Source organism: Microvirga sp. M2 (assembly GCF_047497095.1).
GTDB lineage: Bacteria > Pseudomonadota > Alphaproteobacteria > Rhizobiales > Beijerinckiaceae > Microvirga.
Map to the genome: position 1 here is coordinate 95,334 of NZ_CP134063.1, position 17,352 is coordinate 112,685.

Consider the following 17,352-nt stretch of genomic DNA (forward strand, 5'->3'; position numbering starts at 1 on the left):
GCATCGAACGAATATGCGGGGTTGAGAGAAACGTGGCGAACGAACGTGACCGGCGGGAGCCGGTTTTCGATGCGCCAGCCGCCGATGCGGGGGAGCTGGACTTTCACCTCTCGCCCGAGGACCGGGCAGGGGGATCATCTATGGCGAGACGGCGGAGTTCCAGGCGCGACGACGGCGACAAGCCCCTGCGTCGCGGCTCCCGTCCCAAGAAATCCAGGCGCAAGGGCCGTTCGATCCTCGGCAAGCTCGTCTATGCAGGCGTCGTTCTCTGCCTCTGGGGCGTCATCGCCGTCGGCGGCGTGGTGGCCTATTACGCCTCGCAGCTGCCGCCCATCGACCAGCTCACCGTTCCCAAGCGTCCGCCGAACATCGCCATCATGGCCAGCGACGGCTCGCTGATCACCAATCGCGGCGAGACGGGCGGACGCACCGTCACCCTGAAGGAGCTGCCGCCTTATCTCCCGAAGGCTTTCGTGGCCATCGAGGACCGGCGCTTCTACGACCATTTCGGCATCGACCTGACGGGCATCGCCCGCGCGGTCTACCGCAACCTCGCCCATTCCGGCGGCCTGCAGGGCGGCTCGACGCTCACCCAGCAGCTCGCCAAGAACCTGTTCCTCACCCAGGAGCGCACCGCCTCGCGCAAGATCCAGGAAGCAATTCTCGCCCTGTGGCTCGAGCGCAACTACTCGAAGGACCAGATCCTCGAACTCTACCTCAACCGGGTCTATTTCGGCGCCGGCGCCTATGGGGTCGAGGCGGCCGCGCAGCGCTATTACGGCAAGTCCGCGCGCAACGTCTCGCTCTCGGAGGCCGCGGTGCTCGCGGGACTCGTGCAGTCTCCCTCCCGGCTCGCGCCCAACCGCAATCCGGACGGAGCCAAGGCCCGCTCCCAGCTCGTGATCGCGGCCATGAACGAGCTCGGCTTCATCACGCCGGACATGACCAAGACCGCGCTCGGCCAGCCGGCCGAGCCCGTGCGCCCGAACGGAGCGGGCTCGGCCAATTACGCTGCCGATTACGTGATGGACGTGCTCGACGATTTCGTCGGCACCATCGACGGGGACATCGCGGTCTTCACCACCATCGATCCCAAGCTGCAATCCGCCGCCGAGCACGCGCTGGTGGACGAGCTCAACGCCAAGGGCCAGAAATTCAACGTGGGCCAGGGCGCCTTCGTGGCCATGAAGCCCGATGGCGGCGTCCAGGCCCTGGTCGGCGGCCGCAACTACGAGACGAGCCAGTTCAACCGGGCCACCACCGCCCGCCGCCAGCCGGGCTCGTCCTTCAAGCCCTTCGTGTATCTGACCGCCGTCGAGAAGGGCTATACCCCCGACATGGTCATCGAGGACGGCCCCGTCAGCTACAAGGGCTGGAACCCGCAGAACTACGACCGCAAATATCGCGGCCCCGTCACCCTGCGCGATGCTCTCGCCCTGTCGCTCAACACCATCGCGGTCAAGCTCAACATGGAGGTCGGGCCGAAGAACGTGGCGCAGACCGCGCAGCGGCTCGGCATCACCTCGCCGATCCAGGCGAACGGATCGCTCGCGCTCGGAACCTCGGAAGTGACGCCCCTCGAGCTCGTCGGCGCCTATGCGGCCTTCGCCAACGGCGGCACCGGCGTGACCCCTTACGTGATCTCCGAGGTCAGGACCCTCGACGGCAAGATCGTTTACAAGCGCCCGGCCTCCGCTGGCGGCCTCGGCCGCGTCATCGACCCGTCCGCGGTCGCGATGATGAACGAGATGATGCACAACACCTTCGTGATCGGCACCGCCAGAGCCGCGCAGATCCCGGGCTGGCCGATGGCCGGCAAGACCGGGACCACCAACGACTACAAGGATGCGTGGTTCGTGGGCTTCACGGGCAATCTCGTGGCCGGCGTCTGGCTCGGCAACGACGACGGCGCGCTCACCAAGAAGGTCAGCGGCGGCAACCTGCCGAGGGAGGTCTGGCACACTTTCATGAAGACCGCCCTGAAGGACAAGCAGCCCGTGTCGCTGCCCGGCATGGAGCGCTTCCGCGACGACGTGCCCGTCGCCGGTTCGGGAGCCGATCCGCGCTATGCCAATGCGGGCAACGGCGACACGGGCTGGAGTCAGCCCCAGCCGCAGCCGCAGCGCCGGGTCAGCCGCGAAAGGAACTTCTTCGAGAAGCTGTTCGGGCTCTGAATTCCATTACCTCCGAGGTCATCGCCAGCGCTCCCTGATACCGGCATATTGGCTTCACCCTCAAGCCAAGGAGCATGCCATGCCCGCCTATGCCGTCGCCCGCCTGCACGATGTCGCCATGGGACCGGAGATCGTCGCCTATCTTCAGAAGATCGACGCGACTCTGGCGCCTTTCGACGGCCGGTTCATCATCCATGGCGGTCCGGTGGACAGCCTCGAAGGGGCATGGTCGGGCGACCTGATCGTGATCGAGTTCCCGGACAGGGCCCGCGCCCGCGACTGGTACGCCTCCTCGGCCTATCGGGCGATCCTGCCCCTGCGGACCCGGCACTCCGAAGGCGACGTCATCCTGATCGACGGCGTTCCCGACGACCATCGCGCAACCGACATCCTGGCGGCGTGACGGCCAAGGCCGTTCAGGCGGCCCTGCCCCGCACCCGCCCCGTCGCCGCGAAGACGATCAGGGCCAGGATGCCCGTCCCGGCGATGGCGGTCGGGAGCGGCAGCGCGGAGCCGCCGAGATTCTGGCCCAGCACGATGCCCAGGATCGCCGCGAAGGTCATCTGGCAGATCCCGAGCAGGGACGAGGCCGCCCCGGCCCGTTCCGGGAACGGCATCAGGGCCGAGGCCATGGCCTGCGGCATGGTGAGGCCGACGCCCAGGGCGTAGATCGCCATCGGGCCCGTGATGGCGAAGGACGAGGGCGCGCCGGAGGCGACGAGCACGACCATGAGCGTGCCGCCGGCCGCGAGGCTCGCCACGCCGAACCGGATCGTGCCGTCGAGCCCGTGTCGCCCGACGAGGCGCTGCGCGAGAAACGTGCCGGCGATGTAGCCCACGACCATGAAGGCGAACGAGAAGGCGAAAGACAGCTCATCCAGGCGGTACACCTCCTGCAGCACGAAGGACGAGCCGGAGATGAACGCGAACAGGCCGCCATAGGCGAGCATGGAAAAGCTCACATAGATGCGATAGGCGGGGTGGCGCAGCAGCATTCCGAACCCTGCCAGGATCGCCGTGAAGGAGAGCGGCGCGTCGGATTTCGTCCGGATGCTCTCCGGCAGCCGCAAGAGCACGGTCGCGGCGAGCGCGATGCCGCAGATCAGCATGACCGCGAAGGTCATCCGCCACTCGTAGAATTGGGCGATCAGGCCGCCGAGAACCGGCGCGACCGCCGGGACGACTCCCATGATGCTGCCCATGCGGGACAATTCCCGTCCGGCGCGCGGCCCCTCGTAGAAGTCGCGCACGATGGCGCGCCCGAGCACGATGGGGCCGGAGGCGCCGAGCGCCTGGAGAAACCGGGCCCCGATCAGGACCTCGATGGTGGGCGCGAGCGCGCAGATGAGGCTCGCCAGGGAGAACAGCCCGAGCCCGAACAGCAGCACCGGCCTGCGGCCGACCCGGTCGGAGACCGGTCCGTAGACGAACTGCCCCGCCGCGAAGCCCAGGAGGAACGCCGAGAGCGTCATCTGCGCCTGCCCGGTCGTCGCCTGAAGGCCTGCCGCGATCGCCGGCAGGGAGGGCAGATACATGTCCGTCGAGAGCGGCCCGAGCGCGGTGAGGAGCGCCAGGACGACGGTGAGGGCCAGGGTGTCGGGTTTGAGCATGGAAGGGCCGGATGAGACGTGAAGAATTCAGGGTTAAGCCGGGAACCCGGTTCTGTCACGGGCTCTAAGAGGACGAAAGGCTCTTGCTTGCATCACGCCTGGGTCGCAGGGTAATGAAATTTCGTATCGATATGAGCTGCACCTATGTCCCTTGCGCCCCAATCCGTTCGTATGTCCCCCGACCTCGCACTGGCGGTCCGCCGCTTCCCGTTCGCCGTTCTGGCCGCAGGCCTTGCGACGGCCGATATTCTCGGTTGGATTTTCGGAGCGCCATGGATGGAGGCCCTCCCCTGGAAACCGGATGGTATCCCGTTCGCGCTGATTCTGTCGTTCTTCACGGCCGTGATCGCGGCTTTTGCGGCATCCCGGCAGAGCGGCCGCGTCCGGTTTCTCGCACAGGGCGCGGGATTCCTGATCGGCTTCTCGCTCCTGTACTGGGTCAAGTTCGAAGACGATGCGGCCCCGTCCCTCCTCTTTGCATGCGTGTGTTTCATGTCGGTCGCGGCGGGCATCGCCGCGCGGCGCGGCGTGAGCGGCTTCTGGTTCGCCAATGCCCATCTCATCGCCAGTCTCGCCATCGGGCTTACCGCCCTGGGAGTCGTTCTCGCCGGCGGCGCAATCGTGTTCTTCACCATCGATGCCTTGCTGGGATGGCCCATCGAGAAACTCGGTGCGACGTTGGTGATCATCGCCACCTTCTTCGCCTTCCCGCTGCTCTGGCTGACGCTCGTGGCGCCCATCGCTGCGGAACCGATCAAGCCGGATCACGACAATCTCCTGCTGCGCATCATCGCCGTTCTCACCGATGCCCTGCTGATTCCTCTGACCCTGATCTTCGGCGTCGTCCTTCATCTCTACGCCCTGCGCATCGCGATCGCCGGCGAAATGCCGAAAGGGCAGATCGGCACGATCGTGCCGCTCTATCTGGTTGTCGGCTACGCAACCTATCTCCTCGCCTCGGGGCCGCACGCACCGCTGGCCCGGATGCGGTCCCTGTTTCAGGCCTCGTGGCTGGCGAGCACGCTGATCCCTCTGGCCCTGCTGACGCTCGCGACCGCCATTCGCGTCGGCGCCTACGGCATCACGGAAGACCGCTATTGGCTGATCCTGGTGATCATCGGCGCGGGCTTCCTCCTGGCGTCCGTTCTGGTTCGGCGGCCTTTCGACATCCGCCTCGTCCCGCTCACGGGCGGCATCCTCACGCTCGTCGCGGTGATCGGGCCCCTGAGCGCCGAGAAGGTGACGGCCTATAGCCAGTCGGCGCGGACGGATGCCGACGCGCTGGACTCCTCCGCCAAACCCTCCTCCGACGTCTCCTCCGTTCCGAGACCGGCGACCTTCGACTTTACCCAGCCCGCCATCATCCGGGCCGGGACGGTTACGATTCTCAACGATTTCGCCGTCGACTTCGATCAACAAAGGTCGCACACGATCCGGAGCTTCTCGACAAGCGTGACGCTCTCCCTCGAAGGCCGATTCCTGACCCTTGAAGGCGACACCTGGACGAGCCGGTTCGATCTCTCGCCTCTCCTGACGATGGACAGCAGAGGTCTGGCGGATCTTCATTCGACCCTGCACAGCGTCGAGGGCAGAGAGGGCGATTTCGTTCTGTCCCGCTTTCAGAGAACGGCTGAACCCGCGGGAGACGCCATCCGTCATCTGAGGGGCACCGTCATTCTCCATTGATCCGCCGTGAGAGGCCAGCCGGCCGTCGGAATCACACGGTCACCTGGGTTCCCACCTCCACGACGCGGTCGGTGGGAATCTGGAAGAACTTGGTGGCGTCGCTCGCGGACTTGGCGAGGGTGATGAACAATCTGTCCTGCCAGCGCGGCATGTCGCTGTGGAGCGCGGGCCGGATCGAGCGGCGCGAGACGAAGAACGACGTCGTCATGATGTCGAGCTTCAGGCCCGTCTTGCGCAGGAGGGCGAGGCCGCGCGGGATGTTCGGCGTCTCCATGTAGCCGAAGCTCATCGTCGCGCGCCAGAACGAGTCCCCGAGAGGCTCGATGCGGACCCGTTCCCTGTCGGAGATCCGGGGCGCGTCCTCGGTCCGCACGGTCAGGATCACGTTCTGCTCGTGCAGGATCTTGTTGTGCTTGAGATTATGCAGGAGCGCCGATGGAGCGGTCGTCGGATCGCCCGTCATGAACACGGCCGTGCCCTTCACGCGATAGGGCTGGCTCTTCTGCAGCATGGCGATGAGTTCGAGGAGCGGCACATCGTTCTTTCGGGTTCTTTCGAACAGGAGGCGCGTGCCCCGGCGCCAGGTCAGCATGAGCGTGATCAGGGCCGCGCCCACGAGAAGCGGCATCCAGCCCCCCTGAGGGATCTTGAGGGCGTTCGCGACGAGAAAGACCACGTCGACGATCAGAAACGGCGTGATGACGGCAATCGCCAGCCAGAGCGGCCACTTCCAGTATTTCCAGACGACCACGAAGGCCATGATCGCGGTCACCACCATCGTGCCCGTGACGGCCAGCCCATAGGCATGGGCCAGGGCGCTCGAGCTCTTGAACACGATGACCAGGAAGACGACCGCGATCAGAAGCAGGACGTTCATCCGCGGCACGTAGATCTGCCCCTTCTCGGTCTCGGACGTCCAGCGGATTTCCATGCGCGGCAGCAATCCGAGCTGGATCGCCTGCTGGGTCATGGAGAAGGCCCCGGTGATGACGGCCTGGCTCGCGATGACGGTGGCGAGCGTCGCCATGACCACCATCGGGAGCAGCGCCCAATCCGGATAGAGCAGGAAGAAGGGGTTCTCGATCGCTTCCGGATGGGCGAGCAGGAGGGCGCCCTGGCCGATATAGTTGACGGCAAGGCACGGCAGCACGAGGCCGAGCCAGGCGGTCTGGATGGGTTTGCGCCCGAAATGCCCCATGTCGGCGTAGAGCGCCTCAGCCCCCGTGACCGCAAGGAACACGGCGCCGAGGGCCAAAAGACCGACCGTTCCGTGGGTGGCCAGGAAGGCGATGCCGTAGGTCGGGCTGAGCGCTGCCATGATGCTGGGATCGTCGACGATATGGACGGCCCCGCCCAAAGCCATCAGCAGGAACCAGAGGCCGGTGATCGGTCCGAACCAGGCGGCGACGCGGGCCGTGCCGCGGCTCTGAATGGAGAAAAGGCCGACCAGGATGGCGAGGCTCAGGGGCAGGACATAGCGCGAGAAGCCGGGCGAGGCGACGGTCAGGCCTTCGACGGCCGAAAGCACCGAGATGGCCGGGGTGATGATCGCATCGCCGTAGAACAGCGCGGCCCCGATCATCCCGAGCAGGGTGATGACGAAGACGTTGTGCCCCATCACCTTCTGGGCGAGCGCCATGAGGGTGAGCGTGCCGCCCTCGCCGTTGTTGTCGGCCCGCAGGATGAACAGAACGTATTTGACCGTGACGATGACGATCAGCGCCCACAGGATGAGGGACACGATTCCGAACACCATCGGGCGGGTGACGGCGCCGCCTCCGGCCGCCGCGGAGAGGGACTCCTTGAGGGCATAAAGCGGGCTCGTGCCGATATCGCCGTAGACCACGCCGAGCGTGCCCAGTGTCAGGCTCCCCAGGCCCGGGCGGTGGGGAACGGTCGAGGAGGCTTCGACTTCAGCCGTCCGGCCTTCGCGGATTGCAGGCATGGCCCTGTCCGTCTGCGGCGGGCGTCGCGTCACTCATCGGACCGGCTCCTGGAGCCGCCGGGCATATGGCCGTTCGTCCTCGCCGTCCTGAAGGATACGACATTGCTCGATGCCGGCTCGTTGATTCTCAGCCGCTGGGCCTCGACCAGAGCGCCGAAGAGGGCAAGGACCAGGTTGTCGTGCTGATATTCGACCACGTCCTCGGCCCAGTTGAGGGCCAGGCCCCGAAGGGTGATCATGCAACTCCACCGCCGATCGTCGCATGACAGCCGATGCAGGCTCCAGTCCGGCAGCTCCCAGCCGATAAGCCACACGCCCAGATCGAGCCAGGCATGCGCGGCGAACAGCCTGTCGGCGACTTCGTTGGAATGGATGCTCGATTGAAGCCGGGGGCAGGCCTCCCGCAGGATCTTCGCCACGAGGCTCCTGCGCGGCTCGTCAGCCGCTTCGATCGCCGCCAGGAGAGCGCGAAGTTCACGCTCCCGATCCCGCTTGGACCACATCGAGGGTGTCCGGATCTTCAGGCCCGCGCCTGACCAAGATTTCCTTGTACCGGAAAGCGGTGTCAAAATCAGGGCGCGGACGGATTACCGCCCTCACCCGATGCGGTGCAGAGCGCTGCCGTAGGTCTTGAGCCAGGCCTCCGCCTCGTCGGTGCGCGGGCAGAGCTGATAGGTGATCTTCCAGAAGCGCTGGGAATGGTTGAGCTCGCGCAGATGGGCGACCTCGTGAGCCGCGAGATAATCCAGCACGAAAGGCGGGGCCATGATGAGGCGCCAGGAGAAGTTGAGGGCCCCGTTGGCCGAGCAGGAGCCCCAGCGGCTCTTGGTGTCGCGCACGGTGATCCGCTTGGCGGGCTGCCCGAGCTGAGCCGTGTGCTTCTTCACCGCGAGCGCGAAGTCGCGCCTGGCCTCGGCCTCCAGGAAGTCGCGCACGCGGCGCGCCACATGGGCGGCCTCGCCCGTGACGGCGATGATCGGCTCGCCCGCGCTGTCGCGGGCCGCCTGGGTCAGCCCGCGAACCGAGGACCAATGGACGATGCGGTGCGGCACGCCGCGCAGGGGCACGAGCGCGCCCGGCTCGAACAGCACCCGATCCGGCACCTTGGCGAGGCGGCTTGCGATCCATGCCCCGTGACTGTCGGCGAATTTCTGGGCGAGGCCCACATCGGTGCGCTCGGGAATGGTAAGCACGACCTCGCCGGTCGCGTGGGAGACGCGCAGCGTGATTCGTTTCGCGGTCGGACGACGTTTCAGGGCCACCTTGAACGACTGGCCCTCGTAGCTAACCTTGAGATGTGGCGGGTCCGCAGGAACGCGGCGGAACAGAGCGGATTTCATGTCCGCAATCTGCCCGCTCACGTCGATTCTGTCAGCGCAGCCGTTTGCCGCTCCCAAGAACGTATCGAGAACGGATCCGGGCTCTTGACGCGGCCGGTCGGGCTGGTTCTCAGCCCTGATTCTCAATGAATTCAACGATTCGAGGAGCGATTTGAGCCCTGAAGCGAGAACCGTTGAAGACGCCATAATGACCGACCCCGGCCTGGAGGTGATAGAGTTTCTTGTCCGCGGGAAGGTTGGGGGTCAAGTCGAGCGCGGCCAGGGTCTGGCCGACGCCCGAAATGTCGTCCCGCTCGCCTTCGATGGCCATGATGGCGCAGCGGCGGATGGCCGTGAGATCCACCGGCTCGTCCCGGTGCATCATCTCGCCCTTGGGCAGCTCGTGCCGGACGAAGACCTTGTCGACCGTCTGCAGGTAGAACTCGGCCGTGAGATCCATGACGGCGAGATATTCGTCGTAGAAGTCGCGGTGCTTCTCGGCCGAATCGCCGTCGCCCTCCACGAGGTGATTGAACATCTCCCAATGGGCCGTGAGATGCCGGTCGATGTTCATGGCCATGAAGCCGGACAATTGCAGGAAGCCCGGATACACGTCGCGCCAGAAGCCGGGATGGGACGGCGGCACCTTCGCGATGCAATGCTGCTCGAACCACTCGATGCCGCGCTCCTCGGCCAGCCGGTTCACGGCCGTGGGCGAGCGGCGGGTGTCGATCGGGCCGCCCATGAGGATCATGGAGCGCGGAATGGCCGGGTCGTTCTCCGCCTCGAGGCGGGCCACCGCGGCCATCACCGGGACCGCCGGCTGGCACACGGCCATCACGTGCAGGTCCGGGCCGAGCTGCCGGAACATCGCCTTGAGGTAGTCGATGTAATCGTCGAGATCGAAGCGGCCGTCGGCGAGAGGCACCATGCTGGCATCCGCCCAGTCCGTGATCATCACCCGATGGGTGGGAAGAAAGGTCTCCACGGTGCCGCGCAGAAGCGTCGCGTAATGACCCGACATCGGCGCGACGATCAGGAGCTTGGGCTGGTTCTCGGCGATCGCATGATCGCGCCGGAAGGAGATCACCCGGCAGAAGGGGCGCTCCCACACGACCTCCTCGACGACGGGCACCGGCTGGTTGCCGAGGCTCGTGACGCCCAGTCCGAAGTCCGGCTTGGCGTAGCGGCGGGTGGTGCGCTCGAAGAGCTCGCAGGCGGCGGAAACGGTGCGCCCATAGGGCGTGTTGTTGAGCGGATTGACCGGATTGTCGAAAAAGAGCTTTGTAATATCCGAAGCTGCGCGGGCGGGAGTCAGGAGCCAGTGCGCCGTATCGTACCAGTAATAAGACAAATTCATTTGCATCCCCAAAGGCTGGGCGCCCGATTTCTCCCGCGCGACGGGGTAGGCTTTATCCTCAACCGTAATTTAAAGATTAAAGTTCCTCCCGATTATTGCAACGTCATTATCGAATTAATCGAATTCAAGGGGGTTTTACCCCTTCCGAATCATCGATTCAGTCCCAGCTTAGGATTCGTGGCCTTTATCTTGTTGCTTGGCGAACGTCTCGAAGGCCCTATTCTGTTGGTTCATGGCAGCCATCGTGTCCAAAAGTCCGAAGACCTCGCCCCGCCAATTGCGCCTCGATACATTGGTCAGGCTGCGCTGGCTTGCGGTGACGGGGCAGTCGGCGGCGGTGGCGACGGTCCGGTTCGGCCTCGGATTTCCACTCCCCTTCGAGCTGTGCTTCCTCATCATCGCGGCCTCCGTATGGACCAATCTGCTGCTGCGCATCCAGTATCCCGCGAGCCACCGGCTCAGCGACAATGCGGCCACGGCCCTGCTCGGTTTCGACATCCTGCAGCTGGCGGCCCTGCTCTATCTCACGGGCGGGCTGGAGAATCCCTTCGCGATGCTGTTCCTCGCGCCGGTGCTGATTTCGGCGACGGCCCTGACCCCCGAGCGGACTCTCGCGCTCGGTCTGCTGGCCGTCGGCTGCGCGACCTTTCTCGTGCTCACCCACAAGCCCCTGCCCTGGTTTCCCGGGCAGAATTTCAGCCTGCCTTTCCTCTACGTCTCCGGGATCTGGACCGCGATCCTTCTGGGCACGGTCTTCACCGGGATCTATGCCTGGCGCGTCGCCGAGGAGGCGCGCCAGCTCGGCCAGGCGCTCGCGGCCACGGAACTCGTTCTCGCCCGCGAGCAGCATCTCTCGCAGCTCGACGGCCTTGCCGCCGCCGCCGCCCATGAGCTTGGAACGCCGCTCGCCACCATCGCCCTCGTGTCCAAGGAGCTCGGCCATGCGCTGCCCAAGCAGGGTCCCGTCGCGGAGGATCTGCGGCTCCTCCAGGAACAGGTGGACCGCTGCCGCTCGATTCTGACCAAGCTCACCTCCATGGGCGAGGAGGACGAGGAAGGCTTCCTTGAGACCGTCTCGCTCAGCCAACTCGTCGAGGAGATCGTCGAGCCGCAGCGGGCCGTGGGTTTCGATGTGCGGGTCTCGGCCCATGGCGACGGCCCCGAGCCCCTGGGCCGGCGCAATCCCGGGGTCGTCTACGGCCTGTCCAATATCCTCGACAACGCGACGGACTTCGCGGAAAGCCAGGTCACCATCGACGCGCGCTGGACCCCTCACGAGGTTTTCATCGAGATCCGCGATGACGGGCCGGGCTATGCGCCCGATATCCTGCTGCGGGTGGGGGAACCCTATGTCACGACCCGCAGCGCGGCGGAGCGGACCGAGGCCGACAACGACGAGGGCGGCGGGCTGGGCTTAGGACTCTTCATCGCCAAGACGCTGATCGAGCGCTCGGGGGCCGAACTGACCCTGACCAACGCCGCCCCGCCCGCCACGGGAGCCGTCGCACGGATCGTTTGGCCCCGTCATGCGTTTGAACAGGGTGCGGCAATTTCGCCGCAGGGAGAATCCAAGGGGTCTCTCAAAGAACAGGGGAAGAATTCCCACATCTAGGGCAGGCCTCCCGGCCTGTTTCAAGAAGGAATTGTTCCGTTATGCAAGGAGATGTTCTGATGGCCGACGCACCCGTTGCGTTCGAGGACCGTGCCGACAAGAGCCTCTTGATCGTGGATGACGACCGGCCCTTCTCGACCCGCCTCGCCCGCGCCATGGAGGGCCGCGGCTATCAGGTCCGCGTCGCCGAGAGCGTGGCCGACGGCATTGCGGCGATCGACAGCGATCCTCCGGCCTTCGCGGTGATCGACATGCGGCTGAGCGACGGGAACGGGCTCGACGTCATCGAGCGGCTGAAGAACCGCCGTCCCGACGCCCGCGGCGTGATTCTCACCGGATACGGCAACATCGCCACCGCCGTTACGGCCGTGAAGATGGGCGCGTTCGACTATCTCGCCAAGCCCGCCGACGCGGACGAGATCCATGCGGCCCTCATGGCCCAGCCGGGAGAGCGCGCGCTGCCGCCGGAAAACCCCATGTCGGCGGACCGGGTGCGCTGGGAGCATATTCAGCGGGTCTATGAACTCTGCGGCCGCAACGTCTCCGAAACCGCGCGCCGCCTCAACATGCATCGCCGAACGCTGCAACGCATCCTCGCCAAGCGCGCGCCGCGCTGAGTCCCCTCTCTACAGACGTCCGTCCGCGATCCTGTCCGGATCGGCCAGCGCATGCAGGGCCGACGCGGCCGCATGGGCGAAGCGCAGGGTCACCGCCTTGCGGCGTGCGCCGGCGAGCGGATGGCGCGCGGCCTCCCGCAGCACCGCCGCCCCGAAGCTGTCGGCGACGATCAGGCCGCGATCCTCGGGCAGGATTCCGAACGGCACCGTCTCCGGTACGGCGAAATAGAACCGGTCGCAGAAATCCTCGTAATCGGGCCATTTCCGGTCGGAGCGGAAATCCGCGACGCTCGACTTGATCTCGATGATCGTGAGCATGCCGTCGGGCGCGAGCGCGATGAGGTCGGCGCGCCGTCCGTTGGCGAGGGTGAATTCCGGCAGGGTCGCGTGGCCGAGTTCGGCGAAGAGCCGGCGCACGCCGCGCTGAACGCCGGCGGCGACCGGCGATTGCCGCCCGTCGGCGGGAAGGACGATGCTGGAGGAGATCAGGGCGGACGATTCGGACATGGCGGCAGAGTAACCGCTCCTCCCGGGCCCGCAACGGCACCGTTGTCGCGCATGACATGAGAGGACGGCCGGTCTCCTGTCGCGGCGCCGGGCCCTGCGGCCACGATGACAGCGTAGCGGCGGAGCCCTCGCCTGCCGCCTCAGTGCAGCATCAGGTTGTGTGGGGAAAGATTCTCCAGGATATCCCGCAGTTCCTCCATATGCGGATTGAAGGTGAGCGCGATCTGGAAGGCCGCGCGGGCCTCGTTCAGATGGCCGTGGCGCAGGCAGACGTTGCCGAAACCCGAAATGGCCCCGAAATGGCGGGGTTCCAGCCGCAGCGTCTGCGCGATGTCGAGCAGGCTGTCCGCATCGCGCTTCTCGATATAGGCGACCGTCGCGCGCTTGTTCCAGGCCTCGGCCCAATCGGGGTGCATGGCCACGAGATGGTCGAGCAGGGGCTTGGCCTTGTGAAGCTCGCCCGACGCGATGGCCTCCACCGCGGCCGCCAGCGTCTCCTCCGCCACGCGGTCCTCGTGAGAGCTCCACAGCATCCAGATCTGGTCTTCGATCTCCTCCACCGGACCCTCCGGAGCCGCTTGGGCGAGCGCCGTGAAGAGCCTCTTCAGGCGGCTCGGCAAGGCAGGCGACGGCGCGCGCCCCGGAGCCTCGAGGACGAGATGGAAAACCGGATCGACCGGCAGGGACGACGACATAACGGAGTCCGATCCCCCTCGCTGGAGATGCATCTGGAGGGGGACATAGAGGCGAAAACCGAAGCGACGAGGGGCGAAAGGCGGAGTTTGGACTGGTCGGAGCGGCGAGCCTTCGCTAGTTTCCTCCACGCCTTCGATCCAAGCCTTCGGTCCAAGCCTTCGATCCAAGCGCCGTTCGGCCCGAGTGTCCTTCGGCCCGCGCGAACAGTCACCAAGGAGATGTCATGGAGCGCGATCCGCTGCGCCTGGCGTGGAAAACCTCTCCGCTTCGTCATGGGCTGGGTTTTGCGCTTCTGGCCCTGTCCGGCCTCCTGCTGCTGGTCGGCCTCGAACTGATCCGCGCCGTCGTGGAGCGGGCCGTGTCGGGAGACGCCGCCGCCCCGGCCACTCTGCTGCGGATCGTTCTCCCTTCCGCGGCCCGCCTCTGGCCGGAGCCGCTCGTCCTGTTTCCGGGCTTCGCGCTCGATCCCGGGACCCTCACGCTCGCCTCCATCGGCGGTATCCTTTCCGTTCCCTTCCTCATCGCGCTTCTGCTGATTCCGCTCGACTGGATCGGCGTGAGCATCGGCTCGCGGGCTCTGGCGGCGCTGCGCGCGCAGGCGCTCGAAGCCATCCTCAAGGCCCCGCCCTCCGCGCAGGACGATCTTTCGACGGCGACCGCGCTGGCCGCCCACGGGCTGGCCCGCGAGAACTCCGTGCTGGGGCTCAGCCTGTTCGTCCCGGTCAAGCTCGGGGGCATGATCGGGCTCGCCTGCGCCTATGTGTTCGTCATGGACTGGGCCCTCGGCGCCATTCTTGCGGCGGTCCTTGCGGTCGGCGCCGTCCTGAGCGCGCGGCGGGCGCTCCTGCGCTTCGACGCCACCTATGCGCGCAACCGGGAGGGCGAAGTCGCCGAAAGGATCCTCGCCGACCTCGAAAACCGCATTCCGGCCATGCGCGCCCACGGCACGGGCTATTACGAGCGGGACCGCGTGAGCAGACTTCTCGGTGAAGGCCATCGTCCCGTGGTTCGGCGCGAATACCGCCTCGCCCTTGTCGATTCCACCTCGGCCGTCGTTCTGATGCTCGCACCCATCGCGGTGCTGGCGCTCGGGGCCTGGTTCGCGCAGACGCGTCCGCTGAGCGCCGGCACCGTGGCGGCCTGCGCGCTCGCCTCCGCGCTCGCGGCCTATGGCGTGCGCGAGATCGTGCAATGGCAGCGCATGGCGGCGCGGGCCCGCGCCCTGCTGACCGATGTCGGGCGGAGCCTTTCCGCCTTGAGGCCGCGCGACGGCAGGAAGGGCAAGGCCGCGCTGCCCGGGAGCGGCGCGCTCGTGGCGCAGGGCGTTTCGGCCTACGATCCCGCCAGCGGCGCCCGAATCACGTCGGTCAATCTGAATCTTGCCTTCCCGTCCCATGTCGCCCTCGTGGGCGACGGCGATTCCGGGCCGCGGCTTCTCGCCGCCCTCATGAGCGGCCAGATCCACCCATCCGTCGGACGCATCACCCTCGGCGGCGTGGACCTGATCGACGCCAATCCCTTCGAGCGCAGCCAGCGCATCGCGTTCGCGGGAGAAACCGTGCTCATCGAAGGCAGCCTGCGGGAGAACCTTCTCTATGGCTGCCGGGCACCCGCGGAGGAGCTCGAGCATCGTCTCTCGGACGCCGTCGCGGTCACGGGGCTCGACCGGCTCACCCATGCGCGCGGCTTGTCCGGAACCCTCGACCCCAAGCGGGAGACCGCGATCGCGGCCGCGATCGTCGAGGCGCGGCGATTCGTGCAGGAGGCTTTGAGAGACGAAGATCTCGACCGCTTCGTCGACCCCTTCGATGTCGCGCGCTACAACCGCTACGCCACGGTCGGCGAGAACCTTTTGTTCGGAAAGCCCGTGGGCGACACGTTCCGCCAGGGCAGGCTCTCGGCCCATCCTTACGTCCGCGCCATTCTCGAGGCGAACGACCTCACGAAGGCCCTGAGCCAGATCGGCCTCTCCATCGCGTCGAGCATGGTGGAGATCTTCGCCGACGTTCCGGACGGACATCCGCTCTTCGAGCGCTTCTCGTTCTTCTCCGCGTCCGACCGCCCCTATTTCCAGGACCTCGTGGAACGGCAGAGCGGCCAGAGGCGGCCCGGGCGCGATCAGGAACGCCTGATCGGCCTTGCGCTGCGCTACAACGAAAGCCGCCACCGCCTGGGCCTCGTCGACGCGGCGCTCGAAGCCCGGATCCTGACGGCGCGCGGCGATTTCGCCCGCATGCTGCCGGTCAGCCTGAAGCCGTCCATCGAATTCTACGAGAGGTCGAGCTTCTGCTCGGCGGCGAGCGTCCAGGACAACCTGCTCTTCGGGCGCATCGCCGCCGATCAGGCCGGGGCGGCCGAGGCCGTGCAGGGCGTCATTCGCCGGGTTCTCACCGAGCGGGGCCTCGACGGCGAGGTGTCGCGGATCGGCCTCGACCTTCCGATCGACGTTCAGGGCGACGACCTGAACCTGACCGACATCGCCGCCATCGATCTGGTGCGCTGCCTCGTGCGCCGGCCCAGCATCCTCGTGGTCCAGCGGGCGCTCGACGGCCTGACGGGTCCCGCCGCCGACCGTCTTGTGACGGCCCTTCGCCGGTCCATGGTCGGGCGCGGGCTGATCATCGTGACGCCCTCCGTGTCCCCGGCCATGGATCATCCGCCCTTCGACGCCGTTATCCATTTCGAGCGGGGCGAGCCCGTCGTGGCGCCCCGCACGCGACAACCGGAAGCGCTCAGTGCGTGAAAGCCTGCACTTGCTATCCGGAATTTCCTGAGGTCATCTCATTGTCATGTGCGGCATCGCACAGAAACAGGATTTTCGACCGGGCATGATTCACGAATGGTAAGCCGAGTTGCATCCTCTGACGCGCTTCAGGTCCGCTTTTGGGGCACCCGCGGCTCCACCTGCGCCTCCGGCCCTCAGTTCATGGAATTCGGCGGCCACACGGCCTGCGTCGAAATCCGCTGCGGCGAGCGCCTCTTCATCGTCGATGCGGGAACCGGCATCTCGGCCTTGGGCAGCGCGCTCGGCGAGGACGTGCCCGACACCATCGACATTCTCTTCAGCCATCTGCATCTCGATCACGTGGGCGGCCTGCCCTTCTTCAAGCCCGCTCTCACCAAGGAGCGGCTGGTACGCACTTATTGCGGCAATCTCGATGGCGACAGCGCCATGGAGTCCCTCGACAAGCTGTTCTCGCCTCCGCTCTTTCCGGTGCGCCTGAGCCAGTTTCCGGCCCGGTTCGAGCATGTGGGCTTCAAGGCTGGGGAAACCCTGACCTTCGACGACGGCGCCGTCGTCGAGACCCATTCCCTGAACCATCCCGGCGGGGCGACGGGCTACCGCTTCCGTCACGGCGGCCGCAGCGTCTGCTACATCAGCGACGTGGAGCACACCGAAGCATGGCCGGATCAGTCCCTCGCCTCCTTCGTGCGCGACACGGATCTCATGATCTATGACGGCATGTTCTCCGAAGCCGAATACCCGCGCTGCCGGGGCTGGGGACACTCCACCTGGGAGAAGGGCGTGGAGCTCGCCAAGGCCGCGGGCGTGAAGGCCATCGCCATCTTCCACCTCTATCCAGGCCACGACGACGCCTTCATCCGCGCCATGGAGGCCGAGATGCAGGCGGTGATGCCGAGTGCCTTCGTGGCCCGCGAGCGGCAATCGGTGATCCTGGACGCTTCCGGTAGGGAAGCGGTTGCGGATTGGTCCAAGGCCGCTAAGGTGCCCGCCGTCTAGCGCATCGTGCGGACGAGGGGATCCGGGTTTCACTTTCGTGGCCCTTCGGGTCCGCTCCCGACGATGCGCTCACGAAGAGAGCGA

Annotated in this window: 14 protein-coding genes; 7 read left to right on the forward strand and 7 right to left on the reverse strand. The window is 66.4% G+C overall.

What is annotated here, in order from left to right:
- Positions 1-32 precede the first annotated feature (32 nt).
- Both RE429_RS00490 and RE429_RS00495 read left to right on the forward strand, forming a co-directional pair.
- On the forward strand, positions 33-2,174 hold the full coding sequence (locus tag RE429_RS00490) for a transglycosylase domain-containing protein (protein WP_414472462.1): 2,142 nt from the start codon (positions 33-35) through the stop codon (positions 2,172-2,174).
- A gap of 79 nt (positions 2,175-2,253) precedes the next feature.
- Positions 2,254-2,577 (forward strand): DUF1330 domain-containing protein, encoded by a 324-nt coding sequence (locus RE429_RS00495; protein ID WP_414472463.1) that lies wholly within the window; start codon positions 2,254-2,256, stop codon positions 2,575-2,577.
- A gap of 13 nt (positions 2,578-2,590) precedes the next feature.
- Here the strand turns inward: RE429_RS00495 and RE429_RS00500 are convergent, their stop codons facing one another.
- Positions 2,591-3,784 (reverse strand): multidrug effflux MFS transporter, encoded by a 1,194-nt coding sequence (locus RE429_RS00500; protein ID WP_414472464.1) that lies wholly within the window; start codon positions 3,782-3,784, stop codon positions 2,591-2,593.
- A 144-nt stretch (positions 3,785-3,928) separates the two neighbouring features.
- Here RE429_RS00500 and RE429_RS00505 point away from each other — a divergent pair, with 144 nt between their 5' ends.
- Entirely contained in the window at positions 3,929-5,470 is a 1,542-nt protein-coding gene (locus tag RE429_RS00505; protein WP_414472465.1) for a DUF4153 domain-containing protein, read from the forward strand.
- A 31-nt stretch (positions 5,471-5,501) separates the two neighbouring features.
- Here RE429_RS00505 and RE429_RS00510 read toward each other — a convergent pair whose 3' ends face one another.
- The 4 genes from RE429_RS00510 to RE429_RS00525 form a co-directional block, all read right to left on the reverse strand.
- Positions 5,502-7,415, reverse strand: a complete 1,914-nt coding sequence (locus RE429_RS00510; protein WP_414472466.1) for a potassium transporter Kup — start codon at positions 7,413-7,415, stop codon at positions 5,502-5,504.
- A gap of 29 nt (positions 7,416-7,444) precedes the next feature.
- The gene (locus RE429_RS00515) at positions 7,445-7,918 is read right to left on the reverse strand and encodes a hypothetical protein (RefSeq protein WP_414472467.1); all 474 of its coding nucleotides are present in this window, start codon (positions 7,916-7,918) and stop codon (positions 7,445-7,447) included.
- 93 nt (positions 7,919-8,011) lie between these two features.
- Positions 8,012-8,755 carry a M48 family metallopeptidase gene (locus RE429_RS00520; protein ID WP_414472468.1) on the reverse strand — a complete coding sequence of 248 codons (744 nt, stop codon included), beginning with the start codon at positions 8,753-8,755 and terminating at the stop codon, positions 8,012-8,014.
- A gap of 109 nt (positions 8,756-8,864) precedes the next feature.
- Entirely contained in the window at positions 8,865-10,094 is a 1,230-nt protein-coding gene (locus RE429_RS00525; RefSeq protein ID WP_414472469.1) for a polyhydroxyalkanoate depolymerase, read from the reverse strand.
- Between the two features lie 232 nt (positions 10,095-10,326).
- On the opposite strand from RE429_RS00525, the gene RE429_RS00530 reads away from it, so the two are divergent.
- The gene (locus RE429_RS00530; protein ID WP_414472470.1) at positions 10,327-11,706 is read left to right on the forward strand and encodes an ActS/PrrB/RegB family redox-sensitive histidine kinase; all 1,380 of its coding nucleotides are present in this window, start codon (positions 10,327-10,329) and stop codon (positions 11,704-11,706) included.
- Positions 11,707-11,765: 59 nt separating this feature from the next.
- Positions 11,766-12,323 (forward strand): ActR/PrrA/RegA family redox response regulator transcription factor, encoded by a 558-nt coding sequence (locus tag RE429_RS00535; protein WP_370439135.1) that lies wholly within the window; start codon positions 11,766-11,768, stop codon positions 12,321-12,323.
- A 9-nt stretch (positions 12,324-12,332) separates the two neighbouring features.
- Here the strand turns inward: RE429_RS00535 and RE429_RS00540 are convergent, their stop codons facing one another.
- The gene (locus RE429_RS00540; RefSeq protein ID WP_414472471.1) at positions 12,333-12,830 is read right to left on the reverse strand and encodes an MmcB family DNA repair protein; all 498 of its coding nucleotides are present in this window, start codon (positions 12,828-12,830) and stop codon (positions 12,333-12,335) included.
- Positions 12,831-12,970: 140 nt separating this feature from the next.
- Positions 12,971-13,525 (reverse strand): hypothetical protein, encoded by a 555-nt coding sequence (locus tag RE429_RS00545; protein WP_414472472.1) that lies wholly within the window; start codon positions 13,523-13,525, stop codon positions 12,971-12,973.
- A gap of 224 nt (positions 13,526-13,749) precedes the next feature.
- On the opposite strand from RE429_RS00545, the gene RE429_RS00550 reads away from it, so the two are divergent.
- On the forward strand, positions 13,750-16,269 hold the full coding sequence (locus RE429_RS00550) for an ABC transporter ATP-binding protein (RefSeq protein WP_414472473.1): 2,520 nt from the start codon (positions 13,750-13,752) through the stop codon (positions 16,267-16,269).
- 96 nt (positions 16,270-16,365) lie between these two features.
- Positions 16,366-17,268, forward strand: coding sequence for an MBL fold metallo-hydrolase (locus RE429_RS00555; RefSeq protein ID WP_414472474.1), 903 nt, complete (start codon positions 16,366-16,368; stop codon positions 17,266-17,268).
- The last annotated feature ends 84 nt before the right edge of the window (positions 17,269-17,352 follow it).